Below are 23,245 nucleotides of genomic sequence, written 5' to 3'. Positions count from 1 at the left end.
GACATTTGAGATCAGGGTTTACGAGGCGCCGGACCGTCCATGCATCAAGACAACCAGAAAAAGCCCCTGTCCCTTTCGATCCCCACGCTGCTGGAGCTGTCCGGCTGGTTCCCCCAACTGGACCCCGAGGCGCAGGCCCGCGTGCTGGACGAGATGCGCGAGCAACACGTCGCCGCCGGCGCCGCGCTGTGCCGCCGCGGCGAGACCCCGCTGCACTGGTACGGCACGCTGGAGGGCTTGCTCAAATGGTCGCTGACCTCGGACGACGGCCGCTCCGTCACCTTCGGCGGCCTCTCCGTCGGCAGCTGGTTCGGCGAAGGCACGCTGCTGCGCGCCGTGCCGCGCACCGCCGACATCATCGCGCTGCGCGACAGCCGCGTCGCGGTGCTGCCGATCGACACCTTCGAGTGGCTGCACCGCACGCAGATGAGCTTCAACCACTTCCTCCTCGTGCAGATCAACGAGCGGCTGCACTGGTTCATGGGCAACTACGCGGCGCAACGGCTGCTGGACACCGACAGCCAGGTGGCACGGGCGCTGGCGGGGCTCTTTCATCCGTGGCTGCATCCACTGGGGCAGACGCACCTGGAGACCTCGCAGGAGGAGATCGCGAACCTGTCGGGGCTGTCGCGGCAGCGGTGCAATGCGGCGTTGAATCGGTTGAGGGAGAAGGGGTTGTTGAGGATTGAGTATGGGGGGATTACGGTGGTGGATTTGGAGGGGTTGCGGGGGGTGGGGGAGGGGGTTTAGAAGGCGAACCAAGGCCGTGTCAATGGCTGGGCCGCAATGGCCGCGAATCCCCTGATACCGGATTTTCTGGGCGGGACCACGACCGGCAAACTTCTTCAAGCCGAACAAGCAACTTGTAAAAGGCGTCGCGGATGTTCGCTGACACGTGGCGCGCCACGGCCAGTTTTATCCGTAGCGCCACCGTCTGCAACCGGTCTGCCGGCACCGATCTGGATGGATCAGGGAGCGGGTGCGCTGCCACATCAGCGCAAGCGCTCCTGCGAGCCGAAGCGCTTGCGCCGCCTCAGGCGCGCGTGATCACGACCTCGAGGTACTCGCTGGGGATCACCAGCGTCTGGCCGCCCTTGCGGGAGAACTGCTTCATCAGCGCCACGAGGTCTTCCGCCAATGCATCCTGCCGCGGCGCATCCAGCGCACCGAAAGCCTTGAGGATCGGCCCGTAGTAGCTGCGGAACACTTCCAGCATGTGCTCTGGCGAGCGGTAGCGGAAGTTGAACTCGCGCGATTGCGTTTCCACCTGCGCTGCGGCCGCTCCGAACCAGTCGACGACGTGGCTGCGGCTTCCCCACAACGCGGGCGAGGTCACGCCGGCCGGCGGCGGCACATGCTTGCCGATGGTCTTGAACACCTGCCCGATGAAGCCGGTCGGCGTCCAGTTGGCCATACCGATTCGGCCGCCGCTGCGGCACACGCGCAGCAGCTCCGAGGCCACGCGCGGCGGGTTTGGCGCGAACATGCAGCCGAATGTCGAAAGCACGGCATCAAAGCTCGCGTCGTCGAAAGGCAGTGCCTCGGCGTCGGCCTCCCGGAAGTGGATGCCGTGCAGCCGCTCGGCTGCGGCGCGCTCCCGTCCGCGCTCCAGCAGGGCCGGGACGTAGTCGGTCGAGGTCACCTCGCACCAGCGGCGCGCGGCGGCCAGCGTGGCGTTGCCGTTGCCGGCGGCCACGTCGAGTACCCGCGTGCCGGCCTGCAGGTCGACGGCCTCGCACAGAGTCTCGCCGACGATTTGCAAGGTGGTGCCGACCACGGCATAGTCGCCCGAGGCCCAGGTGGCCTTCTGGCGGGTCTTGATCGCGGCGAAGTCGGGTGCGGCGGCGGACTCCGGGGTGGCGATGGCGGCGGACGATGTGCTCATGGCGTGGCTCCAGGGTTCAGGGTTGAAGGGTGCTGCCCGGCGGGGCCAGCGTGACGGCCGTTGCGCTGGCGTGGTCCAGCCGTCGCGATCGACTTTGAAACGTGGGCGTGGAAGCCGGCGTGGTAACCGGCGTGGAAATTCAGGTGGAGCGACCAACGCAGATGCAAACGGACCGCATTCCAGTGCTGACGCTGCAACTGCTCGGCCCCCTGGCGGTGCATCGCGCCGGCGCACCGCTCGCCCTTCCTGCCTCGCGCAAGGTGCGCGCGCTGCTGGCATACCTGGCGCTGGCGAGGCGCGACACGTCGCGCAGCCACCTGTGCGAACTGCTGTGGGATGTGCCCGGCGATCCGCGCGGGGAGCTGAGGTGGTGCCTGAGCAAGCTGCGCGCCGTGCTGGACGAGCCCGGCCGGACGCGCGTGGTGACGAACGGCGACGGCGTGTCACTCGACCTGGCAGACTGCGGCGTCGATGCACTGCAGGTGACCGAAGCATTGCAGCAGGGTGTCGCGGCGCTTCCGGCCGACCGGCTGCAGGCGCTGTCGGCCCTGTTCGGTGCGCGCGATTTTCTGGAGGGTCTCGACCTCCCGCATTCACCGGTTTTCACCGGCTGGCTGGTCGCCCAGCGCCGGCACTTCCGCGCGGCCCATGCGGCGGTGCTGGAGCACTGGATCCGCGCGCTGCCGCTCGCCAGCGACACCGCGACGGCGGCCCTGGAACGGTGGCTCGCCATCGCGCCGTTCGACCGCCATGCCCACGAGCACCTGCTGGAGGCGCTCGCTTGGCGCGGGCGTCTGCGCGAGGGCGAGGAGCACCTGGCCGAAACGGCGCGCCAGTACGAAGCCGAGGGGCTGGACTGGATACCGATCGGGCGAGCCTGGCAGGCTGCGAAGGCGCGCTACGCAGTCGGATCCCCAGCGCCTTCCGTCGCCGCTGCGGCCAACCCGGACGCGGCGCCGCAGGAAGCCCCGGCAGTGGCCCGCCGCGCATCGCTCGCAATCACGCCGTTCGTGGACCAGGCGCCGGGCGCCACGCTGCGCGGCGGCCTTGGCGATGGCATGACGCACGACATCATCACGCGGCTCTCCAAGCTGCGCAGCATGTTCGTGATTGCCGAGGGCACGATGTTCGCGCTGGCCGATCGGCGCGTGGGCTCCGAGGACGCCGGCCGCCGGCTGGACGCAGACTACGTCGCCAGCGGCTGGCTGCGGCGCGGTCCCGGCTCGCGCTTGGGCGTCACCGTGCAGCTCACGGCCACGCGCAGCGCCCAAGTCGTCTGGGCACAGGAGTTCGAAAGCAGGCTCGACGACACCTTCGCGGTGCTTGACGAGATCGGCAATCGCATCGTCACCGCCATTGCCAGCCAGATCGAAATGGCGGAGCGCAACCGGGCCATCCTCAAGAACCCCAGCTCGCTCGATGCCTGGGAGGCGCACCATCGCGGCCTCTGGCACATGGTGCGATTCAATCGCGAGGACAACGAACAGGCGCGGCACTTCTTCCAGGCCGCGGTGCGACTGGACCCGACCTTCGCGCGGCCGCACGCCGGCCTGTCCTTCACGCATTTCCAGGACGCCTTCCTTGACTGGCGCGAGCGTGGCCCGGCCATCGAGCAGGCCTACCGCGCCGCGGCCGAAGGCGTCATGGCCGACGAACTCGATCCCGCTTCGCACTGGGCGCTCGGGCGCGCGATGTGGCTGAAAGACCGGCAAGGCGAGGCGCTCGGCGAGCTGCAGACCGCGATCGAGCTGAGCCCGAATTTCGCGCTGGGCCACTACACGCTGGCCTTCGTGCACGCGCAGTCCGGCGATCCGCACGCCGCCATCGGCGAGTCGGACCACGCGCGTGCGCTGAGTCCGTTGGACCCGTTGCTCTTCGCCATGCTGGCCTCGCGCGCGCTGGCACTGGTGCGCCTGGGCCGCCACGAGGAGGCGGCCGACTGGGCCGTCAAGGCCGCGGCGCGCCCGAACGCGCACGTGCACATCCGTGCGATCGCGATGTTCTGCCTGGCATTGGCGGGCCGCATGCCAGAGGCCAGGGCGCTCGCGGCGGCGATCCACCGCACGCATGCGGCCTACGGCATCGATGACTTCCTGCGGGCGTTCAAGCTCGACGCCCAAGCCGAGCTGTTGCTGCGCAAGGCGGCACTCCTTGTGGCATCGCACTGAAAAAAAGAGACCGTCCCATCGAGGCAGACCTCGGCGTCGACATCGCCGCGGCCGCGCTCGCTCGAGCGCCAACAGCCGCTCTTGTCTACACATCCGTCAATGGGCGAACTTCGCCGACAGACAGCAGCGGGCCCTACCCTGCCGGTCGTCCTCGCCAATCGGCCGGCGGGTTTGCAGGCGGTTTCGACACCTTACGTCTTGGGCAAGCAAGTTGCCCTTGACCTGATTCCAACAAGGCCCGTCCATGGCTACCATGGGCCTGAGGCTTCGGCTCAGGGCGATTCCGCGGTCTTGACGCGAGCACCGCTGACTCGCTCGATTGACTCACAACAGCGTCATGCAGAAAGCGAGCACATTGCCATGACTACTGACACGATTTCCGAACAGGAAGCCCACGAGATTGCAGTCGATGCGTACATCTACTTCTATCCGCTCGTGAGCATGGATATCACGCGGCTGCAATCCACGAATATCGAAGCCGGAAAGAAATTCGGCCGGGGCCCGATGAACATGTTCATCAACATACCCGCCTATCCGCCTGCAGATGTGAAAGTTGTCGTGCGGGTCAACTTCGATACGCTCTATTCCGTCGCATGGCTGGACCTCACAAAGGAAGCGCAGATTGTCTCCTCGCCAGACACGCAGGGGCGGTACTACCTTCTTCCGATGCTGGACATGTGGACCGACGTATTCGCGTCGCCCGGCTCGCGGACGACTGGAACCGGCGTTGGCAATTTTCTCGTCACCCCGCCGGGCTGGGTTGGCAAGATTCCAGAGGGAGTTTCGCACCTCCCGGCACCGACCTCGTATGTCTGGATTATCGGTCGCACCAGGACGGATGGACCTGCGGACTACGATGCGGTGAACAAGATTCAGGCGGGATACACCGTCTCGTCGCTCTCCGGTTGGGGCAAGCCAACGGTTCCGATGGCCACGAAAATCGACCCAGCGGTGGACATGGAGACGCCACCGAAGACGCAGGCCGACACGATGCCAGCCACCCGCTTCTTCACCTATGCGGCCGAGCTACTCAAGCTGCATCCGCCCCACATCACCGACCAGCCAATCGTCGCGCGGATGAAGCGCATCGGCATCGAGCCCGGCAAGAGCTTTGACTTCGACAAGCTCGCTCCCGCTGTGCAGAAGGCACTTGCGAGTGCGCCTGAAGACGCCCAACAAATCATGAAGTGGAAGTTTCCGACGCTTGCGCGAGTCGCGAACGGGTGGTCCATGAACACCGATACCATGGGTGTGTACGGCAACTACTACCTTAAGCGCGCAATCGTTTCTCAGGTTGGCCTTGGCGCTAACCTGGCTGAAGACGCCATCTATCCGCTGAACCTCGCCGACGACACCGGCGCGCCGCTGACCGGCGCAAACAGATACACGATTCACTTCGATAAAAGCTCAATGCCGCCCGTGAACGTCTTCTGGTCCATCACGCTCTACGATGACGATGGATTCCAGGTGGCAAATGTGCTCGACCGGTTCGCGTTGAGCAGCTGGATGCCCTTCGAAACCAACGCGGATGGGTCACTCGACTTGTACTTTCAGAAAGAAAGTCCCGGCAGAGATAAGGACGCCAATTGGCTGCCCGCGCCCCAGGGAGGGTTCAACTTGACCATGCGACTCTATGGGCCAAAGTCGGAGGCCCTCACGGGCAGATGGAACCCGCCGCCCGTGGTGAAAGCTCTGTAGCCGCCTGACGACCCGGCGGTCTGAGCCAGCAAAGTCGCGCTTCCCCTTTCCGCGCCTAGCGTCGCCGCTCGCCGTATCGGGGCCAGCGCAGCGCGGGGGCGTTCATTTCATGTTGAACGGCCGCTTCGCGAAAGCCAAATTTGGCTGCTTGCCTTCCCGCAACCAAGCTTGGTCACCGACTTCGATCGAGTCGGCCAAATCTTCCCGACGAGCGTCACTGGCCGCTCCGGTCAGTGGCTACCCGGCCGACATTGGCCGCTCCGTCGCGTGACCGCTTGCCTGCTTACGCTAAGCGGACTCGATTTCGGCAGAGTCCCAACGGCCCTCCGATTGACCACCCCCGGCAGACCGGTCTAAGGCGTGAACGTGTCCCCCAGGACCAAGCCTTCACGACGTGGGTCGGCGCCGCCCTGCAAAGTGCCTTTCTTATCCTGGAGCCGGATGATCGTGGCGACGCCGCTGGACTGCGCACCGACGTTCACGGTATGCCCCATCGCGCGCAGTTCCGTCACCAATGGATCGTTGGCGCCGTTGTTGGTGGCATCGATTTTCGGATGCTCGCCGCCGATGGAGGTGGTCGGGCTGTTGGAGGCGCCGAAGTTCACCATCGCGCTCGCCTGCTGCGCATCGAAGTTCCAGTCCAGCGCGCTTACCAAGGTCTTTGTCACGTACTGGATGATCGCGGAGCCGCCGGGCGAGCCTGTAGCCATCACGAAATCGCCGCGGGAGCCGTCCGCCGCCTTGCGGAACACGAGCGTGGGCGCCATCGAGCTGCGCGGGCGCTTGCCTGATTGAACACGGTTGGCAATCGGCAGTCCGCTGGCGTCGGTCGGCGCGGCGGAAAAGTCGGTCAGCTGGTTGTTGAGCATGAAGCCGCGCGCCATGTGATACGAGCCGAAGCCCGACTCGACCGTGGTGGTCATCGACACGACGTTGCCGTCCCGGTCCACGATCGTCATGTGCGTGGTGCCGTTCTCGGGCGAGGGCGGCATGATGCCGGCCGGGATCGGGCCAAGGTTACCCGGCTGCGCCGTGTGCATGCTGGTGGCAAGGTTGATGAGGCCGGCGCGGCCGCGCAGGTAGTCCCTGTCGACCATGGTGGGCACGCCATTGCCAGGCAGCGGCTGGTAGTCGGTGTCGGCGACGTACTTGTCGCGGTCCGCATAGGCCAGGCGCTGGGCTTCGGAGACGAGGTGCACGGCCATCGTCTGCGGCCGACCACCGTCGTTGTCCACGTTGGTGGGCCGGTATTGGCTCAGGTCGAAGTTCTCCAGGATGCCCAGCGATTGTGCTACCGCGATGCCACCTGAAGACGGCGGCCCCATGCCGCAGACCCAATACGAACGGTAGGTGGTGCAGACCGCATCGCGCTTCTTGGCCCGGTAGTTCGCCAGGTCGGCCAGCGTGGTCTTGCCCGGCGTGATCGGCGTGCTGCCGTCGGCGCTGGTGGCGATGTTGATCTTGGCCACGATGTCCTGGGCGATCGGGCCGGTGTAGAGCGCGTCTGCGCCACCCTGCGCGAGCGCCCTCAGCGTCTGCGCATAGGCGGGAATCGTCAGCACCGTCCCCAGTGCCTTGGCGGAGCCGTCCGGATTCAGGTAGGTCGCTGCCGCTTCGGCATCTCTAATCAGGTTGGTTCGCGCCCCGGCGATGGCATCTGCCATTCGCCCCGGGATCTTGAAGCCGTTGTCCGCGAGGTCGATGCCGGCATCGAACAGGTTCTTCCAGGGCTTGCGTCCGTGCTCCTGGTGCACCAGCTCGAGCATGCGGACCGCGCCGGGGGTGCCGATGGACCGGCCGCTCGCGCGCGCGCTCGGGCGTGGCGTGGTGCGGTCGGCCACGTCATCGATCCAGCGGAGGTGGTTCTCGGTAGCAGCAGCCGGTGCCGTTTCGCGCCCGTCGTAGGTCTGCACCACCTGGGTCCGGGCGTCATAGTGCAGCAAGAAGGCACCGCCCCCGAGGCCACTGGACTGCGGCTCGACCAGACCGAGCACAGCCTGCACCGCGACTGCGGCATCGGCCGCGGTGCCGCCGGACTTGAGCACGTCGCAGCCGGCCTTGCTGGCGAGTGGGTTGGCCGCCACCACCATGAAGCTCTTGGCAGAAACAGCCTGCATGCCGGTGCGGTAGCCCGACGCGAGTTCCGGGGCCGCCGGGTCACCAGGAAGGCCTGAGCCGACGACGACGGAACCGCTCGCAGTGATCGCGGTGCATGAAGGATCCGACTGCGACGCCGCTGTCGCGGGCTTCGTGCTCTGGGCAACTGCGGCAGGTAAACCCCCTGCGCTGTCACCACCTCCACCGCAGCCGCCCAGGAGCAGCAGCAATAGAAGAGAGCCAGTGAGGACACGGTTATGCAGGGGGAAGTGCATGCTTATCCTTCGAAGTACCGGCAGATGCCGAAGCCAGCGGTTTAGCATCGGAAGGCACGCGGTACGCATGGTGCTTTCCCCCTACAGATCGGGGTCTGCATGGGACATGCGAATCAGGCCTGGCTCAAAAGCCTGAGTCGAAGACTCAACCGTTGTGCAGCGTATGCTGCCCTTCGCCTCGCAGCGACCTAAGGCTCAGGTCGGCCAGGACCAGGCACCCGATGCCTTGAACCATAGTGTCAAACAAAATGATCGATTGGGTCCCTATAGTCTTCGTTACGTTCAAGGTTCTCGTGTTCGGCACGGGCATGTTCTTCGCCATCAAGTGGCACTATGAGCGAGGGAAGAAGGGGAAGCAGAGCGCGGTGCCACGCGCGGGCGGCAAGGTGGCCGCAGTCTTCGTGCTATTGCTCCTGGGCCTCTGGCTCCTCACCTTCGGCCTTGGCAGGATGCTCGGGTTGGACTGGACCTTCCCATGATGGCAAGGAATAGGCAGCCGATATCTGAATGCCACTAGCGGGCATTCGGCAATCAGCCCGCCCTTCACCCAACAGTTCGAAGAAGCTGAGAAGAACGGTTGAGTGGGCGTTGATGTCAGCGTTCACGAGCCTCATCGCCACAGCTGCGGCCTGGCATGCTCTTGGGAGGCCGCATTCCTATTTCGACTATCAGTTCCTCAGCAAGCTCTCTGGGAAGCGTTGCAGCGCAGCGCCAACAATGGGCCTGCCCTACCTTCAAATAGTCAGGTAACCAAGGTCCGCTTTAGTGAAATGCGTACAGCCGGAAAGGGCCCTACCCTGCCTGTCGTCCTCGCCAATCGGCCGGCGTTTGCAGCGGCTGCTGTCCTTCCCTGCCGCTGGTTGAACTCACGCTGTGATGCCGATTCCGGTCAGCCTGTTGCCAAGGAAATCCCGTTATCAACGACCGGTCCCAAGGCAATTCAGACATGGAGCGAGCTCTGCCCCCTCACCGACTGGGCCGACCCCGTTCGGACGGGGGCGAGATAGTAGGAGCCGTCGATTGGATAGATCGCACGACACCAAGTTCTCGGTACCAAGCGGGCCGTCAAACATATGACGCCATTCGATGCTGACCCAGTAGTGGTTGTCCTTCGTCCGCCATTTGCCGTATCAGGCCAGCGTGGCGAAGACAGAGGCTAAGCGGGCGGGCGCGTTCGTTCGGGCCTCACATCAAAGTCATCATCTTCATAGATGTGCATGAGCTCAGGGCGCCGCATTTGTCGGCCCTTGGACAGCCTGGCGCGCTCACCCCTCTTGGAGTACTTCGACAGTGCCGCAAGACGAGCGAGTTCCTCGGTGGATTCCTTCACGGTCCCGATGTATCCAACATCGCGAGCGTGCACGAATACCCACCATTCACGCGGTGGAATGCTCATGGCTTGGTAGCGGTAGGAGAAGGCTTGCGCATAGCTGAAATCAAAAGCAGAAAGTGCTCGCGAGCGTGCACTGCTTGTCCGGGATTGGCGATCGACGCTCACGATGGCACTGAATTTTGGCGCGATGAACACCCGGGCGCCCCCTCCTTGACGGGGGGGGCGGCACCTGCGATCGGGCGGTAGATTTGCAGCGGCGGCGTGATCGCTGGATTGGCCGGGTCATACGACGGCCGCTGACTCATGGGAACTTGGTTCATGAAATTGCCTGCATCGATGGCTGTACCGAAGAGCGCGGAAGGAGTGGGTGCGATTCGAACTCTGACAATCGAGCTCTTCTTCGATTTCGTCTGCCCGTGGTGCCTCATCGGCAAGCGGCATTTGGACGCCGCTGCGCGGAAACTTGCCGAACTGCGGCACGACGTGCGTCTCGATGTCCTCTGGCGGTCGCATGCCTTGCTTCCCGACACCCCAGAAGGCGGCGTGCCTTATCAAGCCTTCTATGTGGCACGTCTGGGCAGTTCCGAAGCCGTCATCAGGCGTCGCGCCCAAGTGCAGCAGGTCGGCAACGCTGCGGGAGTCCAGTTTGCCTTTGATCGAATCCAGGTCCTACCGAACACGGCCAAGGCTCACGCGTTGATAGAGCGCACCCACAAGACTCAGCAGGCGAAGCTAGTCGATCGCATCTTCACGGCCTACTTCCTCGAGGGCAAGGACATCGGCAATTGCTCCGTGCTTGAACGTCTTGCTCTGGAATGCGGACTAAAGCGAGACGTCTGCAGCAGCCCTGGGGGCGATGGATTCCGCGCCGACAGAACGAACCCGGAGGGCGCCCGCTATCCTCTTCATGGAGTGCCATTCTTTGTGGTCGACGAGTCGTTGGCATTCTCGGGCGCAATGCCCTCCGAGACGATGCTGAACGCCATCTTGCAGGCGCTTGACGCGTAGACGGACATGTCTGCGCGGCGGCCTTTCAAGCAGTGCCACCGAAATGGCTATTCGGTAGATCTGCAGTCCAGCGTTGGACCGTCGGAAGTCAAGTTCCAAGGTTCAGCAGTCGTACACCGGGCAAGCATCCCAAAGTCAGCTTTAGGGCGCTGCCGCTGCTCAGTTTGAAAACTTGAACAGTCGCATTCAGTCCGCACCGGCCATTTGAGACTCTCCAACAAAATTGCGATCCGTTCCTTGCGCCACTTTCCAGACGTTCAACGCAAGCAACTGCCCTCCGGCAACTCGCATCGGCCAGCCCTCGTAGCTATACTTTCCCGATCACGCCCCCATCCGGCGTGATCGGGTTTGACAGCCTGACAAGCACCCCTGCGACGAAAGCCGCAGTGACCTCCGCAGGACCTGCGGCTTTTTCGTTCGCGCCTGCTTTTTGGCGGCTCGGACGGGAGGGCTCACGCCCTGCCGGTTCTCGCAAGGGGTGCCCGGTCTGTCAACCCGTTCGAGCTGCCGCCATCGTTTGACAGCGAGGGCGGCGGTTGTAGCAAACCGCACCCTTTGGAGGCCATTGATGGCACACCCTACCTGCGCGCTCGCGCGCCCCCCGGACTTTCGCCTTGCTGAGAGCGACCCCGGCTATTCCGCCTCGATCACCGCCGAAATCGTCGGCCATATCAATGCATTGAAAGAGATGCACGAGGCCACCGTATGCCTTCGCGGCCTTGTCGATTCATGGCGAGCGGCGGGCGGCCGCGACTCCGGGGTCAGTCCCAAGGAGGTGCAAGCCTTGCTGAAGATGGTCCATGCGGAATACGACCGCCGCCTCAAGGCCTCCCTGGTCGTCACCGACGCCTTCTTGAACCGGTAGCTTCGGGTCCGAGCCGACTCAGGCCAGCTCGAACACCACGTCCTGCGCGCCTTCCCACAGCACCTTGTTCCCGAGTGCGCGCAGGTTCTCCTTGCCTTCCACGATCGTCAGGAAGTGGTTGCCGGCGAGCTGGCCCATCTTGCTCGCGAAGCTGCAGGCGCCGTAGGCCAGGATGATCTCGGTCTCGCTGTAGCCGCCTGGGTAGAACAGGATGTCGCCCACCGACGGGTGGCTGGTGTGGTTCTCGAAGCCGACGCCGAGCTGGAACTCGCCCAGCGGCACCCAGCAGCCTTCGCCGCTCCAGCGCACGTGGATGAGCCGTTGCCTATAGGGCAGCAGCTTGGAGAACGCCGCCACGGTGAGCGGTGCGTCGGGATGCGTGACGGCGACGAAGTCGAAGCCGCCGGCGGTGATCTTGATGCGGGTCATGTCTCGGTGTTTCCTGGGGGTCAGCCGCAACAGCCGCCCATGCGGCCGTCGCGATAAAAGGGGGCAAGGTCCTGCGCGAGCGCGTTCACGGTGGTGCGCCAGCCGCCGTGCGCAGCGTCGGCGGCCAGGGCGGCGCGCATGCGTGCGAGCAACTCGGTGCGCAGCGCGGCCTCGTCGATGCCGGTCACGCGGCCCGCCTCGACCACGGTGCGGCCGCCGACGATCACGTCCGCGATGTGCGTGCCGTTGCCGCGCGCCAGCAGCAGGTCGAGCGGGTCCGTGTCGGCGAAGAGGGCGTCGTCATCGAGCGCGTCCCAGTCCAGCAGCACCATGTCGGCCGGTGCGCCGGGCGCGATGCGGCCGCTCGACGCCGCGGCGGAGCCCGACACGCTGCGTGGGCCGTGTCGCGACGCGAAGCCCCAGAGCTGCCCGGGTGTCATCGTGGTGTCGAAGCCCCATCCACGGTGCAGCGCGTAGGCCAGGCGCGCCTCGCGCAGCGCGTCGTCGTCCTCGTCGAAGGCCATGCCGTCAAGTCCCATGGCTACGCGGCAGCCTTGCCGGAGCATCTCGGGCAGGGGAGCGATGCCGGACTTCAGGCCCAGGTTCGAACTCGTGTTGACTGCGATGGTCGCGCCGCGTTCGGCAATCAGCGCCAGCTCATCCGGCCGCGCCCAGGCGCAATGCGCGAGCGTGAGCCGCCGGCTGAGCAGTCCGATGCTGTCGAGGAATTTCACGATGCCGTCCGGATGCACCCGGTCGGCCCATTGGCGCTGGTACTGGGTCTCCAGCAAGTGCATGTGCACCGGCCGGCCGGTGTCGGCCGAAGCCCGCGCGATGGCTTCGAGCAGCGGCGTGCTGCACCACTGCACGGCCGTGGGGCCGTACTGCACGGTGACGTGGTCGCTGCAGCCGTCTTCCTGCACCATCGCGGCGACCTCGTCGACCAGCGCGAGCTGCTGCGCGGGCGCGACCGGCTGCACGGCGAGCCGCTTCGCGACAGCGTCCCGGATGCCGGGGCGCAACGCGGTCAGCACCGCGGCGTCGTCGCAGTAGGCGATGCCGTTGCGGTCGCGCATCGCCACGGCGAAGCCGATGCGCACGCCGACATCTCGCGCGGCACGTGCCACGGCGCGCGCCTCGTCCAAGTAGGGCATGCCGCCCTGCACGCGGGTGTAGTGAACCATCAGGTGCGCGACGCCGTTGCGCACCGAGCGCGCGAAGGATGTCGCGGCGCAGAGGTAGGGGTCCATGCCCGGCACCACGCCGAGAAAGGGCAGCCAGCTTTCCAGCGGCTGGTTGAATGCACCCAGCGTGGCGCTGCGAAAAGTGCGCGCATGGTCGTGCGCGTTGGCGAGCGCCGGCAGCGCCAGCCTGCGACGGCCACTGCCCGCGCCCGGCTGTGCCTCGATGGAAGCCACGCGCCCCTCCGACAGGCCGATACGCACATCGCGGCGCGCAGCCTCCTCGCCCGGGTCGGCCAGCAGCCAGGCGCAGTCGAGAAAGGTGGCGTCCGCCGCGGGCGTCGTCATGGAGCCGTCACCTTGCGTTCGGCCAGCGGCGGCAGGAAGCGGCGGTCGAAGACCTCGGCTGCGGTCGGCACGCGGGGCAGCTCGAATGCCTCCTGCACCTGGATGAGTGAGCGCGCGAAGCGCGCATCGCTCACGTCGCCCAGGCCGATGGCGGCGGCTTCGGGTGTGAGCATCACGGTCTTCAGCGTATACATGAGTCGGCGCTTCTCCAGGTCCTTGTTCAGCAGCGGCTCGCGCTTCATGAGGGCGGCGATGGCGGCGTCGGGGTTGGCGATGGTATCGCGCAGGCCCTTGTGGATGGCACGCACCAGCCCCGCGACGGCCTGCGGGTTGTCCTTGATGAGCTTCTGCGACACCAGCACGCCATTGCCGTACAGCTCGACGCCGAGGTCGCCGTAGTGGAACCAGCGGATGTCCTTGTCGGGGTCGATGCCCTGCGCCACCAGGTTCATGTAGCTGGTGACCGAGAACACCGCGGAGCCGTCGACGTGGTCCTTCAGCATCATCTGCTCCTGCAGGTTCGGCGCCACGTTGGTCCACTTGACCTTGCCCGCATCGACGCCGCCCTTGCCCGCGATCACCGGGAACATCCGCGAGGCCGCGCCGCCGGCCACGGTGCCGAGCGTCTTGCCTTCGAGGTCCTTCAGCGTCCTGATCGGGCTGGTCGACTTCACGATGAGCGCGAAGGGCGCGCGGTTGTAGATCATGTAGACCATCACCGGCGCCGTGCCCGGCTTGGCGACGGCGTTCTGGATGATCGCGTTGACGTCGCCGAAACCGGCCTGGTAGGCACCGGCCATCACCTTGGTCACGGCAGCGGCCGAGCCGTCGCCCTGGTCGATGGTGACGGCCAGCTTCTCCTGCGCGAAGTAGCCCTTGTCCTCGGCCAGGTAGTACCAGGCGTGGATGCCCTGCAGCTTCCAGTCGAGCACGAACTTGATGGGCGTGACGGGCTGCGCAACGGCCGGGCCTGCCGGCAGCCATGCGGCGAGCGAAGCCAGTGCGGCGAAGGCGATGGCCGCGGACCGGCGCGAGAGTCGATGGTGCATGGAGGCTCCAGGGTGGGATGAAGAGGGAAATGAAGAGAGAAGAGGCCGCGGCGTGCTCATGCCATCGCCATGTCGGTCTTGCGCTGCGCCCAGCCGGTCATGCGCTGTTCGACCAGCGAGGACACGGCATAGAGCGCCACGCCCATTGCGGCCAGCAGGAAGAGTCCCGCGAACACCATCGGCACGTCGAAGTTGCCGCTGGCGATCATCATCACGGTGCCGATGCCCTTGTTCGACGCCACGGTCTCGGCCAGCACGGTGCCGACGAAGGACAGCGTGATCGCGATCTTGAGCGACGCGAACAGGTAGGGCAGCGTGCGCGGCAGGCCGACGTTCCAGAGGATGTCGCGCTTGCGCGCGCCGAGCACGCGCAGCACGTCCTCCAGCTCGGGTTCGGTGCTGGCGAGCCCGGTCGCGACGTTGACCACCACCGGGAAGATGCTGATCACCATCGAGGTCAGGATCGCCGGAACCGTGCCGGCGCCGAACCACACCACGAAGAGCGGCACCACCGCCACCTTGGGGATGCTGGAGAAGCCGACCAGCAGCGGATAGGTCACGTCGTAGGCAAGCCGGGACGAGCCGATGACGACGCCGATGACGATGCCCGCCAGCACGCCGAGCACGAAGCCGGCGAAGGTGGTGTAGAGCGTCTGCACCGCGTGCGGCCACAGCAGCGACATCTTCTCGATGAGCACGCTCGCGATCTGGCTCGGCCGCGGCAGGATCAGGTCGGACACGCCGAAGGCCAGGCAGACCAGCTCCCACAGCACGAAGAAGCCGATGAGCGCGCCGGCGGACAGCAGGCGCCGGCGGGTTCGAGGGGAGAGGTTCATGCCGTCACCTCTTCCAGCGTGGCGGTCGCCGTCGTGGTCGCGGCCGCAGCGGGTGGCGTCGCATCGCCATCGCGCCGTGCGTCGGCGATGCGCATGCGCAGTTGCTGCACCAGCGTGGCGAACTCGGGCGCGTAGCTGCTCTCCAGCGTGCGCGGCCGGGCGAAGCCGACCTCGCGCGTCTCCAGGATGCGGCCGGGCCGCGAGCTCATCACGCAGATGCGGTTGGCGAGATAGGCGGACTCGCGCAGGTCGTGCGTCACCAGCAGCACCGTGGGGCGCCGGTCCATCCACAGCTTCTGCATGATGTCCCACAGCTCCTCGCGCGTGAACTGGTCGAGCGCGCCAAAGGGCTCGTCGAGCAGCAGGAGTTCGGGGTCGTGCACCAGCGCGCGGCACAGCGACGCGCGCTGCAGCATGCCGCCCGACAGTTGCCAGGGCCGCTTGTCGCCGAAGCCCTTGAGGCCGACCTGCGCGAGCAATGCCTCGACGCGGTCCTTGTACTCGCCATGCTTCTTCTTGCCGAAGTGCTGGCGGAAGGGCTCGACGATCTTGAGCGGAATCATCACGTTGTCGCGGATCGTGAGCCACGGCAGCATGGTCGGGTTCTGGAACGCGAGGCCGATGCGCAGCCGCGGCGCCTGCGACGCATGCGTGCCGCCACCGGGCTGCGTGCCGGCCGCGCCGACCTCGCGGCCGCCCGCGATCACGGCGCCCGCGCTGGGCCGCAGGAGGCCGGCCACGAGTTTCAGGATGGTCGACTTGCCGCAGCCGCTCGGGCCGACGAGCGCCACGAAGTCGCCCTCGTCGATGCCGAGCGTCGTGTGGTCCAGTGCGATGGTGCCGCCGCCGTAGCGCAGCATCACGTCGGAGAGTTGGATGTAGGCATTGCTCATGGCAGCTTTCAGAGGGATGGAATGGCGAAGATGGCGGCGACCGGCCCGCCGCCGGGCGGCCCCTGGTGCTCGGCACCGCCCGACACGTAGAGCGCCGTGGACCCGACCACCGAAGCCAGCACGCCGCCGACCGCCGCACGCGCGTGGCGCGTGGAGTTGATGTCGGAGTCGTTGAGCATGGTGTGGCGTGCCTCGCGCACGAGTCCGCCGGGGCTCGCCTCGGCCTTGGCCAGCAGGTTGACCAGCCGCGACGCGATGACGTCCGCATCGTCCTCCGGGTCGAGCCCGAAGCGCTCGCGCAGCATGCGGCGCACGCTGTTGCCGTCGATCGCGTCCTGCATCACCGTGTGCGCGATGCGGAAGCGGGAGGCACTCCCGGCCGCCTCGCCGAGCACGATGACCACGTTGCCGTCCAGCTCGATGCCGGCCGAGGCCGAGGCCCGTGCCGAGAACCGTGCGCCGTCATGCAGGATCGCGGCGTCGTCGACGGCCTCGAACTCGCCCAGTGCGAGGCCGACGCCGAGCGCCGAGGCCCCGCGCGACCAGCCCATCGACTCGTAGGTGTCGCGCGTGACGGTGGCCGCGCCGCGCTCCTGCGCCGCGCGGATCTTGGCCGACGTGAGCAACGGGCACTTGACCTGCACGAAGTGCACGTCCGCCGCGTCGTCGATGCCGGCGTCGCGCATCGCGGCTTTCACTGCCTCCGCAGTGGCCTCGACCTGCGCCATGCGCCCGAGTTCCTCCGCGGCGAAGTCGCGCGTGTGCGCGATGCCGACCACGAGGCGCTTCTCGTCCGTCACTTCCGCCGCATGGGCGGGGCCGCGCGCGAACACCGTGAAGTGCGGCGACAACACGCCTTCGGTGCCGCCGGACATCACGAGCGCCACGCGCTCATGCACCTGCGCGGCCGTGCAGTCGAGGTGAGGCGCCAGGAAGTGGCACCAGGCCGTGGCCGCGAAATCGCGCGTGTGGTCGTTGACGCAGCCGTTGCCTTCAGTCTTTCCCATCACGGCGACGATCTGCCGGGGGTCGAGGTGCTTCGCATCGACCAGCGCCTGCACGCCCGACAGGTCGGCCGGCCCTTCACAGGGCACGCGGAACACGTCGACTTTCTGTGGGGCGCTCACAGGGCGTCCACCAGCGGCACGGCGTTCGCCGGGATGCCCGCGGGCGCGTCGACGATGGCGCTGCTGTAGTGCTCCATGTTGCGCGGCTTCGGGGTCGGCATCTTCTGGATGCCCTTGACGGAACGGCCCCAGCCCGCCGCATTGGCGACGAGCTTGCCGTCGCGCATCACGAAGCGCCCGCGCAGCAGCGTGTGCAGCGGATAGCCTTGCACGGCCCGCCCGTTCCACGGCGAGATCTTGCTGATGCTCTGCAGCTTGTTCTGCGACAGCGTGCCGGCGCGCGCCATGTCGACGAAGGCGATGTCGGCATGCGCACCGGGTGCGATCACGCCCTTGGTGCCATACAGCCCCCAGGCCCGGGCCGGCGCCACCGAACTCCACCGCACGTAGTCCATCAACGAAGCCCGGCCGCGATTCACCTCGGTCAGCATCAGCGGCATCTGCGTTTCCACGCCCGGAAAGCCGCAGTCGCATTCCCAGATGCTCTCGCGCGTCTTCTCCTCGGGCGTGTGCGGCGCGTGATCGGTTGCGATCATGTCCAGCGTGCCGTCCATCAGCGCATCCCACAGCGGCTGGTTGTGACGGGCTTCGCGGATCGGCGGGTTCACGCGCATCACGCCGCCGAGCTTCAGCATGTGGTCGGTGTTGAGCAGCAGGTATTGCGGGCAGGTCTCTGCAGTCACGTCGACGCCGCGCCGCTTGAACTCGCGCAGCAGGTAGAGCGAATCCGCTGCGCTGTGGTGCGCGATGTGCACGCGCGCGCCGGTCCACTCGGCGAGCGTCAGCACACGGTTGATCGCCTCGATCTCGGCCACCGCCGGCCGCGCCGCCAGGTGCGCCATCGAGTCGATGCGCCCGGCGTTCTGCAGGTGCTTCTGGCGGCGGAAGAGGATCGACGAGTTTTCCGCATGCACCACCGTGCGGATGCCCAGCGGCGCGAGGATCTCGAAGCCTTCGAGCAGCGCGCCGTCGGTCGGCGCCGGCAGGTTGCCGAAGGTGTTGCCGACGAACGCCTTGAAGCTCGTCACGCCGGCATCGAGCAGCGCTTCGAGCTGGTCGATGCTCTCGTCGCCCAGCAGGCCGTGGATGCCGAAGTCGCAGTACGACGATTCGGCCGCCTTCAGCTTGATCCGGAGGGCCTCCACCGTGCCGGTCGGCGGGTTGGTGTTGGGCATCTCGAAGACCGTGGTCACGCCGCCCATCGCGGCAGCGGCGGACCCGGTCTTCCAGGTCTCCTTGTTCGGATAGCCGGGGTCGCGGAAGTGGACGTGGCTGTCGATGGCGCCGGGCAGCAGGTAGAGGCCGTCGGCGCGCATCTCGGCGTGCGCGGGCGGCATGGTGTCGTCGTGGCCGACGGCGACGATGTGCTCGCCGGCGATGGCCACCGAGGCTTCGATGATCTGGTCCGGCGACACCACGCGGGCGCCACGGATGACGAGGTCGACTTCTCTGGTCATGGGATGTCCTCGCGCGTTCAGAGTGCGGCCCAGCCGCCGTCGACGGGCAGGTCGACGCCGGTGATCTGGCGCGACACCTCGCTCGCCATGAACAGGCAGGCGTTGGCGATGTCGGCATCGGTGGAGACGCGCTTGAGTGCGTAGTCGGCGGCATGGCGCGTCATGGCTTCTTCGAGCGTGATGCCCATCTTCTCGGCCATGTTCGCGCACACCTTCTCGCGAAAGCGAGGGCCGTCCACCATGCCGGGCGCGACGTTGTTGACGTTGATGTTGTAGGGGCCGGCTTCGAGCGCGAAGCTCTTGGTGATGCCGCGCAGGCCCCACTTGGAAGCCGAATACGCGAGCCGGCCGGCGCGCCCGCGGAGGCCGAAGGTGCCGCCGACGTTGACGATCTTGCCGCTGCGGCGCGCGATCATCGACGGCAGGATGGCGTGGATGGTGTTGAAGCAGCCGGTCATATTGAGCTGCACGATCTCGTTGAATTCCTCGGTGGTGGTTTCCCAGCCGGTCTTGCCGATCGGGCCCGAGCCGCCGGCCACGTTGACCAGCACGTCCACATGGCCGAAGGCTTCGAGCGCATGCGCGGCCAGCGCCTCGGTCTGCGCGGCCACGGTCAGGTCGCAGGGCACCACGATGGCCTGCACGCCGAGCGCACGCGCCTCGGCGGCCACGGGTTCGATGGCGGCGGTGTCGCGGCCGGCCAGCACCAGCCTGGCGCCTTCGCGCGCGAAGGCCAGCGTCACGGCGGCGCCCATGCCCTTGGCGGGGCCGGTGATGAGGGTCACCTTGTCTTTCAGTTGCAAGTCCATGTGCAGGTCTCCTGTGCGGGTTCAGTTCGTGGTGGTGTTGGAAGGACGATCGGCGCGTGCCGGCAGGAAGCTGCGGTCGAAGATCTCGCCCGGCTCGGGCGTGCGCGGCAGCGCGTTGGCTTCGACGACGATCGCGATGTCCTTGCGCAGGCGCGCGTCGTCGACGTCGCCCAGGCCGATGCGCGCGATCTCGGGGTGGCTCATGTCGTTCTTCAGCGTGGCGAGCAGCTTTTCCTTCTCGACCTCACGCTTGAGCAGGGGCTCGCGCTTGATCGCGTAGTCGACGCCGGCATCCGGGTTCGCGATGACTTCCTTCACCGCGCGGTTGAGCGCCTTCACGAAGCCGGCCACGGCCTTCGGGTTCTCCTTCACGAAGCTCTTCGAGAAGAACACCGTGTTGGAATAGAGGTCCATGCCGTAGTCGCCGTAGCGGATGAAGCGCAGATCCTTCGCCGGGTCGAGCCCCATGCCCTTGGCGCTGAAGCTGACCGTGGTCACGTAGCCGAAGCCGGCGTCGATCTGGCCGCGCGAGAGCATCTGCTCGCGCAGGTTGGGCGCCATGTTGGTGATGTTCACCTTGGCGGCGTCGATCCTGGCGATCTTGGCGAAGGCCGGGAACAGCTTCAGCGCGCCGTCGTTGGCCGGGCCGCCGACCGTCTTGCCTTCGAGATCCTTCGGCGTCCTGATCGGGCTGTCGCTCTTCACCACGAGCGTGAACGGCGGCGTGTTGTAGAGCATGTAGACGCCGACCGGCGCATCGGCCGGACGCCGGGACGCGAGGTCGACCAGCGCATTGATGTCGCCGAAGCCGGCCTGGTAGGCGCCGGCGGCCACCTTCGGGATCGACGCGGCCGAGCCTTCTCCCTGATCGATCGTGACGTCGAGCCCTTCTTCCTTGAAGTAGCCCTTGTCCTGCGCCAGGAAGAACCACGACTGCGGGCCTTCGTATTTCCAGTTGAGCACCACCTTGATCGGCACCTGCGCGGCGGCGGGCACAGCGGTCAGCGCCAGCGCGAGGCCGCAGGCGGACAGCAGGGCGTGCGGGAAAGGGAATTTCATGGTCAGGACTCCTTGGGTCTGGAAGAAGAGATGGAAGACGAGGCGGAAGAAGCGGGTGGAAGGGCGCGCACCAACGACGCGGCACTCGCGACGAAGCCGTGCAGCAACTGCACGATGTAGATGACGCCCTTGGTCACGTAGGCCGGCGATGGCGTGCTGCAGGCGTCCTGCAGCAGCACGCAGTCGTAGCCGAGGAAGTTGGCGTCCTGCAGCGTCGAGAACACGCAGCGGTCGGTGTTGATGCCGGTGAAGAGCAGCGTGGTGATGCCCTGCTGGCGCAGCAGCGTGTCGAGCTCGTTGTCCCAGAAGCCGCTGAGGCGGTGCTTGTGCACGCTGATGTCGGAAGGCGCGACCTCAAGCTCGTCGATGACCTGCGCGCCCCACGAGCCTTGCACCAGCGAGGGGCCATGGTCGAGCGGCGAGTGCTCGGCATAGCCCACGCCATCGGCCGTGCGCTTGCCCTTGAACTGGACCGTGGGGCCGAGGTTGCGCTTGTCGGCGCGGATGCCCCAGTTGAGCCACACCACCGCGCCGCCTGCGTCGCGCCAGGCCGGCAACAGCGCCTGCAGCATCGGGATCGGCTTGCGCGCGGCCTTGGTGCCCAGGCCTTTCTGCGCGAACCAGCCTTCGGGATGACAGAAGTCGTTCTGCATGTCGACGACGAGCAGGGCGGTGCACGCCAGGTCGATCTCGACGGCCTGCGGTGCGGCATCGGCGATGAGCAGAGGCCGCGGCTTGCGTGCCTTGCGAACGAAGCTCACGCGGTTTCCGTCCTGCAGCTGCCAGGCGTTGTGTGCGGCCGGGCCGAACGATGCCCTCGAAGGGGGCGGCGTGGGCGCCAAGCTGGGGCGTGGGGGACGCGATGGGGCTTTCATGCCCGATGTCATGCACGCGACGTGCCCGACAGTGCTCTGCTCCGACGCTTTATCGCGCTTGCTGCGTTGCCGAAACGGCAACGCTCATTCGAGGCACGATCGTTGCAAGATGCGCCGCATGAACCATCTGCGTCTTCTGCGCTACGTCGACGAAGTGGCCCGCGTGGGCTCGATACGCCAGGCCGCCGAGCGGCTGCACGTCGCGCCGTCCGCGGTGAACCGCCGCATCCAGGACATCGAGGACGAACTCGGCACGCCGGTCTTCGAGCGGCTGCCGCGCGGCATGCGCCTGACGGCGGCCGGCGAGCTGTTCGTGCGCTACATCCGCGGCCGCGCCGCCGACCTGGAGCGCGTGCGCTCGGAGATCGAGGAGCTGCAGGGCCTGCGCCGCGGAAGCGTGCGGCTGGTGGCGAGCCAGGCGCTGGCGCCGCGGTTCCTGCCGGGGGTGATCGGCGAATTCCGGAAGACGCATCCGCTGGTCGCCTTCGACATCCACATCGGCGACCACGTGCAGGCTGCACGTGCGCTGCGCAGCTTCGAGACCGACCTGGCACTGGTGTTCAACCTGGCGCCGGAGGCCGACATCCAGCGCGCGATCGTGGTCGAGCAGAAGCTCATGGCGATCCTGCATGCCAGGCATCCGCTCGCGGCTGGCAGCGCTTCGTCACTGCGCCTGCGCGACTGCGCCGAGTACCCGGTGGTGCTGCCCAACCGCGACACCGGAGGGCGCCAGTTGCTGGAGCGCTTTCTCGCGCGCAGCTCGACGAAGCTGGACGGCATGGTGGAAAGCAACAGCTTCGAGTTCCTGCGCGGCTGCCTGGAAGACCGCCGGTCGATCTCTTTCCAGATGGCCATCGGCGCCGCGCTCGACGACGGACACATCGTGGCGCGCGACATCGAGGATCGCGGCTTTCCCAGAGGCGAACTGGTGCTGGCGAGCCTGCGGGGGAGGCAGCTTCCGGTGATTGCCTATGCGTTCGCGGAGTTCCTGCGGAAGAGCCTGGCAGGTCTCGTGCCCTAGCCCCCGCTGCCTCGGTTGAGGCCGGCGCTTTCGCCGTGGCGGCAACTGCACCGGCTCGCCGCATCGCGATCAATGTGAGAGGATGGCAACCGGTGCATTGAGGGGATCGCGTGATGCCCAATCCATGGAAGCATCGCTTCAAGCTGTTCATCCAGCGCTTCTGGCAGCCCACCAGCGCGTGCATGACCTGCATGCCCGGGAGCCTCGGGAACCTCCTGAGCATTCCCCATTGGATGCTCGCATTGCAGACCGGCCTGTTCACCGGCCTGCTCGCGCTGCTCCTGACCTTCACGCCGGCCACGAAGCTCTTCGCGAATCGCCATGGCAACGCGCTGCTCGTCGGCCTCCTGACGATGATCGGCGACACCTTCTCGCATCCGGGGCACTACGGCTTTCCCCGGCTGGAGGCCATCGTGACGGGCATCGTCTCCGGCATCTTCGCGCTGGCCGGCTCGTATCTGTTCGAGGACCGCGCCCGGCGGCTGCGGGCGCTATGGGCGCGGGTGCGTGGGCGTCGACAGCAGGTTCGCTGAACGTCAGCGTGCAGTCATGGATCTGGGGCAGAGTAAGAGTTGCTCAACCTTGGGAAGGAAGCAAATGCCTCACAGGAGAAAAGCCCCTACGGAGCGCATCGAGGTCACCGATCAGGTCGGCAAGCGGCACGTCGTGGTGCGCTACGCCGAATCCCTCGAAGCGAGCCCCGATGAAGAAGCGATCGCGCCGCGCGAAGTCGCCAGCGAATACCGCCTCGAAACAGGAAAGAGCGTCGTCAAGACCAGCGACGACACGTTCCAGACCGATGACGGCCTTCTTCGGCTCAAGGTGCTGTAGC

The 23,245-nt window shown here is 66.6% G+C and carries 22 protein-coding genes; 9 read left to right on the top strand and 13 right to left on the bottom strand.

Annotated elements, in window-relative coordinates; all coding sequences use genetic code 11:
- The first annotated feature begins 39 nt into the window (after nt 1–39).
- Nucleotides 40–750 carry a Crp/Fnr family transcriptional regulator gene (locus QTH97_RS20850; protein ID WP_286570368.1) on the top strand — a complete coding sequence of 237 codons (711 nt, stop codon included), beginning with the start codon at nt 40–42 and terminating at the stop codon, nt 748–750.
- A 283-nt stretch (nt 751–1,033) separates the two neighbouring features.
- On the opposite strand, the gene QTH97_RS20845 is transcribed toward QTH97_RS20850, so the two are convergent.
- Entirely contained in the window at nt 1,034–1,885 is an 852-nt protein-coding gene (locus QTH97_RS20845; protein WP_286570367.1) for a methyltransferase domain-containing protein, read from the bottom strand.
- Nucleotides 1,886–2,046: 161 nt separating this feature from the next.
- Here QTH97_RS20845 and QTH97_RS20840 point away from each other — a divergent pair, with 161 nt between their 5' ends.
- Nucleotides 2,047–4,053 carry a transcriptional regulator gene (locus tag QTH97_RS20840; RefSeq protein WP_286570366.1) on the top strand — a complete coding sequence of 669 codons (2,007 nt, stop codon included), beginning with the start codon at nt 2,047–2,049 and terminating at the stop codon, nt 4,051–4,053.
- 360 nt (nt 4,054–4,413) lie between these two features.
- The gene (locus QTH97_RS20835) at nt 4,414–5,751 is read left to right on the top strand and encodes a DUF1254 domain-containing protein (protein ID WP_286570365.1); all 1,338 of its coding nucleotides are present in this window, start codon (nt 4,414–4,416) and stop codon (nt 5,749–5,751) included.
- Between the two features lie 353 nt (nt 5,752–6,104).
- Here the strand turns inward: QTH97_RS20835 and QTH97_RS20830 are convergent, their stop codons facing one another.
- A complete protein-coding gene (locus QTH97_RS20830; protein WP_286570364.1) occupies nt 6,105–8,123 on the bottom strand; it encodes a gamma-glutamyltransferase family protein in 2,019 nt (672 codons plus the stop codon).
- Nucleotides 8,124–8,371: 248 nt separating this feature from the next.
- Between QTH97_RS20830 and QTH97_RS20825 the strand changes: the two genes are divergently transcribed.
- Entirely contained in the window at nt 8,372–8,602 is a 231-nt protein-coding gene (locus tag QTH97_RS20825; RefSeq protein WP_286570363.1) for a hypothetical protein, read from the top strand.
- Nucleotides 8,603–9,279: 677 nt separating this feature from the next.
- Here QTH97_RS20825 and QTH97_RS20820 read toward each other — a convergent pair.
- On the bottom strand, nt 9,280–9,651 hold the full coding sequence (locus QTH97_RS20820) for a hypothetical protein (protein WP_286570362.1): 372 nt from the start codon (nt 9,649–9,651) through the stop codon (nt 9,280–9,282).
- A gap of 123 nt (nt 9,652–9,774) precedes the next feature.
- On the opposite strand from QTH97_RS20820, the gene QTH97_RS20815 reads away from it, so the two are divergent.
- The gene (locus QTH97_RS20815) at nt 9,775–10,464 is read left to right on the top strand and encodes a DsbA family oxidoreductase (protein WP_286570361.1); all 690 of its coding nucleotides are present in this window, start codon (nt 9,775–9,777) and stop codon (nt 10,462–10,464) included.
- Between the two features lie 568 nt (nt 10,465–11,032).
- Nucleotides 11,033–11,329, top strand: coding sequence for a hypothetical protein (locus QTH97_RS20810; RefSeq protein ID WP_286570360.1), 297 nt, complete (start codon nt 11,033–11,035; stop codon nt 11,327–11,329).
- A gap of 18 nt (nt 11,330–11,347) precedes the next feature.
- Here QTH97_RS20810 and QTH97_RS20805 read toward each other — a convergent pair whose 3' ends face one another.
- Genes QTH97_RS20805 through QTH97_RS20760 form a run of 10 tightly spaced genes read right to left on the bottom strand, consistent with a single transcriptional unit; the run spans nt 11,348 to nt 21,278 of the window.
- The gene (locus QTH97_RS20805) at nt 11,348–11,758 is read right to left on the bottom strand and encodes a DUF3830 family protein (protein ID WP_286570359.1); all 411 of its coding nucleotides are present in this window, start codon (nt 11,756–11,758) and stop codon (nt 11,348–11,350) included.
- A 20-nt stretch (nt 11,759–11,778) separates the two neighbouring features.
- The gene (locus tag QTH97_RS20800) at nt 11,779–13,287 is read right to left on the bottom strand and encodes an amidohydrolase family protein (protein ID WP_286570358.1); all 1,509 of its coding nucleotides are present in this window, start codon (nt 13,285–13,287) and stop codon (nt 11,779–11,781) included.
- The gene (locus tag QTH97_RS20795) at nt 13,284–14,336 is read right to left on the bottom strand and encodes an ABC transporter substrate-binding protein (protein WP_286570357.1); all 1,053 of its coding nucleotides are present in this window, start codon (nt 14,334–14,336) and stop codon (nt 13,284–13,286) included. Before QTH97_RS20795 ends, QTH97_RS20800 begins: the two co-directional genes overlap by 4 nt.
- Nucleotides 14,337–14,392: 56 nt before the next feature.
- A complete protein-coding gene (locus QTH97_RS20790) occupies nt 14,393–15,172 on the bottom strand; it encodes an ABC transporter permease (protein WP_286570356.1) in 780 nt (259 codons plus the stop codon).
- Complete coding sequence (locus QTH97_RS20785) at nt 15,169–16,065, bottom strand: ABC transporter ATP-binding protein (RefSeq protein ID WP_286570355.1); 897 nt, start codon at nt 16,063–16,065, stop codon at nt 15,169–15,171. Before QTH97_RS20785 ends, QTH97_RS20790 begins: the two co-directional genes overlap by 4 nt.
- A gap of 8 nt (nt 16,066–16,073) precedes the next feature.
- On the bottom strand, nt 16,074–17,192 hold the full coding sequence (gene atzD / locus QTH97_RS20780) for a cyanuric acid amidohydrolase (protein ID WP_286570354.1): 1,119 nt from the start codon (nt 17,190–17,192) through the stop codon (nt 16,074–16,076).
- Nucleotides 17,189–18,649: an allantoinase AllB gene (allB, locus tag QTH97_RS20775; RefSeq protein WP_286570353.1), complete on the bottom strand. Its 1,461-nt coding sequence runs from the start codon at nt 18,647–18,649 to the stop codon at nt 17,189–17,191. The genes atzD and allB overlap by 4 nt, the downstream gene beginning before the upstream one ends.
- Before the next feature lie 17 nt (nt 18,650–18,666).
- Entirely contained in the window at nt 18,667–19,458 is a 792-nt protein-coding gene (locus tag QTH97_RS20770; protein ID WP_286570352.1) for an SDR family NAD(P)-dependent oxidoreductase, read from the bottom strand.
- Nucleotides 19,459–19,479: 21 nt separating this feature from the next.
- Nucleotides 19,480–20,517 (bottom strand): ABC transporter substrate-binding protein, encoded by a 1,038-nt coding sequence (locus QTH97_RS20765; protein ID WP_286570351.1) that lies wholly within the window; start codon nt 20,515–20,517, stop codon nt 19,480–19,482.
- A gap of 2 nt (nt 20,518–20,519) precedes the next feature.
- Nucleotides 20,520–21,278 (bottom strand): cysteine hydrolase family protein, encoded by a 759-nt coding sequence (locus QTH97_RS20760; protein WP_286570350.1) that lies wholly within the window; start codon nt 21,276–21,278, stop codon nt 20,520–20,522.
- Nucleotides 21,279–21,510: 232 nt separating this feature from the next.
- On the opposite strand from QTH97_RS20760, the gene QTH97_RS20755 reads away from it, so the two are divergent.
- The 3 genes from QTH97_RS20755 (at nt 21,511) to QTH97_RS20745 (ending at nt 23,244) form a co-directional block, all read left to right on the top strand.
- On the top strand, nt 21,511–22,413 hold the full coding sequence (locus QTH97_RS20755) for a LysR family transcriptional regulator (protein ID WP_286570349.1): 903 nt from the start codon (nt 21,511–21,513) through the stop codon (nt 22,411–22,413).
- Between the two features lie 113 nt (nt 22,414–22,526).
- Nucleotides 22,527–22,946 carry a hypothetical protein gene (locus QTH97_RS20750; protein ID WP_286570348.1) on the top strand — a complete coding sequence of 140 codons (420 nt, stop codon included), beginning with the start codon at nt 22,527–22,529 and terminating at the stop codon, nt 22,944–22,946.
- Nucleotides 22,947–23,010: 64 nt separating this feature from the next.
- On the top strand, nt 23,011–23,244 hold the full coding sequence (locus tag QTH97_RS20745) for a hypothetical protein (RefSeq protein ID WP_286570347.1): 234 nt from the start codon (nt 23,011–23,013) through the stop codon (nt 23,242–23,244).
- Nucleotide 23,245: the final 1 nt, after the last annotated feature.

Source organism: Variovorax gracilis (genome assembly GCF_030317115.1).
Classification (GTDB): domain Bacteria; phylum Pseudomonadota; class Gammaproteobacteria; order Burkholderiales; family Burkholderiaceae_C; genus Variovorax; species Variovorax gracilis.
The sequence above is the reverse complement of the archived record's forward strand: the minus strand, read 5'-3'. Positions and strand labels throughout refer to the sequence as shown.

What these genes read in the sequence shown, in the direction of transcription:
- QTH97_RS20795 (WP_286570357.1), bottom strand. Translation starts at nt 14,336, where the DNA reads ATGCACCATCGACTCTCGCGCCGGTCCGCGGCCATCGCCTTCGCCGCA.
- QTH97_RS20830 (WP_286570364.1), bottom strand. Translation starts at nt 8,123, where the DNA reads ATGCACTTCCCCCTGCATAACCGTGTCCTCACTGGCTCTCTTCTATTG.
- QTH97_RS20800 (WP_286570358.1), bottom strand. Translation starts at nt 13,287, where the DNA reads ATGACGACGCCCGCGGCGGACGCCACCTTTCTCGACTGCGCCTGGCTG.
- QTH97_RS20755 (WP_286570349.1), top strand. Translation starts at nt 21,511, where the DNA reads ATGAACCATCTGCGTCTTCTGCGCTACGTCGACGAAGTGGCCCGCGTG.
- QTH97_RS20835 (WP_286570365.1), top strand. Translation starts at nt 4,414, where the DNA reads ATGACTACTGACACGATTTCCGAACAGGAAGCCCACGAGATTGCAGTC.
- QTH97_RS20825 (WP_286570363.1), top strand. Translation starts at nt 8,372, where the DNA reads ATGATCGATTGGGTCCCTATAGTCTTCGTTACGTTCAAGGTTCTCGTG.
- QTH97_RS20745 (WP_286570347.1), top strand. Translation starts at nt 23,011, where the DNA reads ATGCCTCACAGGAGAAAAGCCCCTACGGAGCGCATCGAGGTCACCGAT.
- QTH97_RS20810 (WP_286570360.1), top strand. Translation starts at nt 11,033, where the DNA reads ATGGCACACCCTACCTGCGCGCTCGCGCGCCCCCCGGACTTTCGCCTT.
- QTH97_RS20785 (WP_286570355.1), bottom strand. Translation starts at nt 16,065, where the DNA reads ATGAGCAATGCCTACATCCAACTCTCCGACGTGATGCTGCGCTACGGC.
- QTH97_RS20765 (WP_286570351.1), bottom strand. Translation starts at nt 20,517, where the DNA reads ATGAAATTCCCTTTCCCGCACGCCCTGCTGTCCGCCTGCGGCCTCGCG.
- QTH97_RS20770 (WP_286570352.1), bottom strand. Translation starts at nt 19,458, where the DNA reads ATGGACTTGCAACTGAAAGACAAGGTGACCCTCATCACCGGCCCCGCC.
- QTH97_RS20790 (WP_286570356.1), bottom strand. Translation starts at nt 15,172, where the DNA reads ATGAACCTCTCCCCTCGAACCCGCCGGCGCCTGCTGTCCGCCGGCGCG.
- QTH97_RS20805 (WP_286570359.1), bottom strand. Translation starts at nt 11,758, where the DNA reads ATGACCCGCATCAAGATCACCGCCGGCGGCTTCGACTTCGTCGCCGTC.
- QTH97_RS20850 (WP_286570368.1), top strand. Translation starts at nt 40, where the DNA reads ATGCATCAAGACAACCAGAAAAAGCCCCTGTCCCTTTCGATCCCCACG.
- QTH97_RS20750 (WP_286570348.1), top strand. Translation starts at nt 22,527, where the DNA reads ATGCCCAATCCATGGAAGCATCGCTTCAAGCTGTTCATCCAGCGCTTC.
- allB (WP_286570353.1), bottom strand. Translation starts at nt 18,649, where the DNA reads ATGACCAGAGAAGTCGACCTCGTCATCCGTGGCGCCCGCGTGGTGTCG.
- QTH97_RS20815 (WP_286570361.1), top strand. Translation starts at nt 9,775, where the DNA reads ATGAAATTGCCTGCATCGATGGCTGTACCGAAGAGCGCGGAAGGAGTG.
- QTH97_RS20845 (WP_286570367.1), bottom strand. Translation starts at nt 1,885, where the DNA reads ATGAGCACATCGTCCGCCGCCATCGCCACCCCGGAGTCCGCCGCCGCA.
- QTH97_RS20840 (WP_286570366.1), top strand. Translation starts at nt 2,047, where the DNA reads ATGCAAACGGACCGCATTCCAGTGCTGACGCTGCAACTGCTCGGCCCC.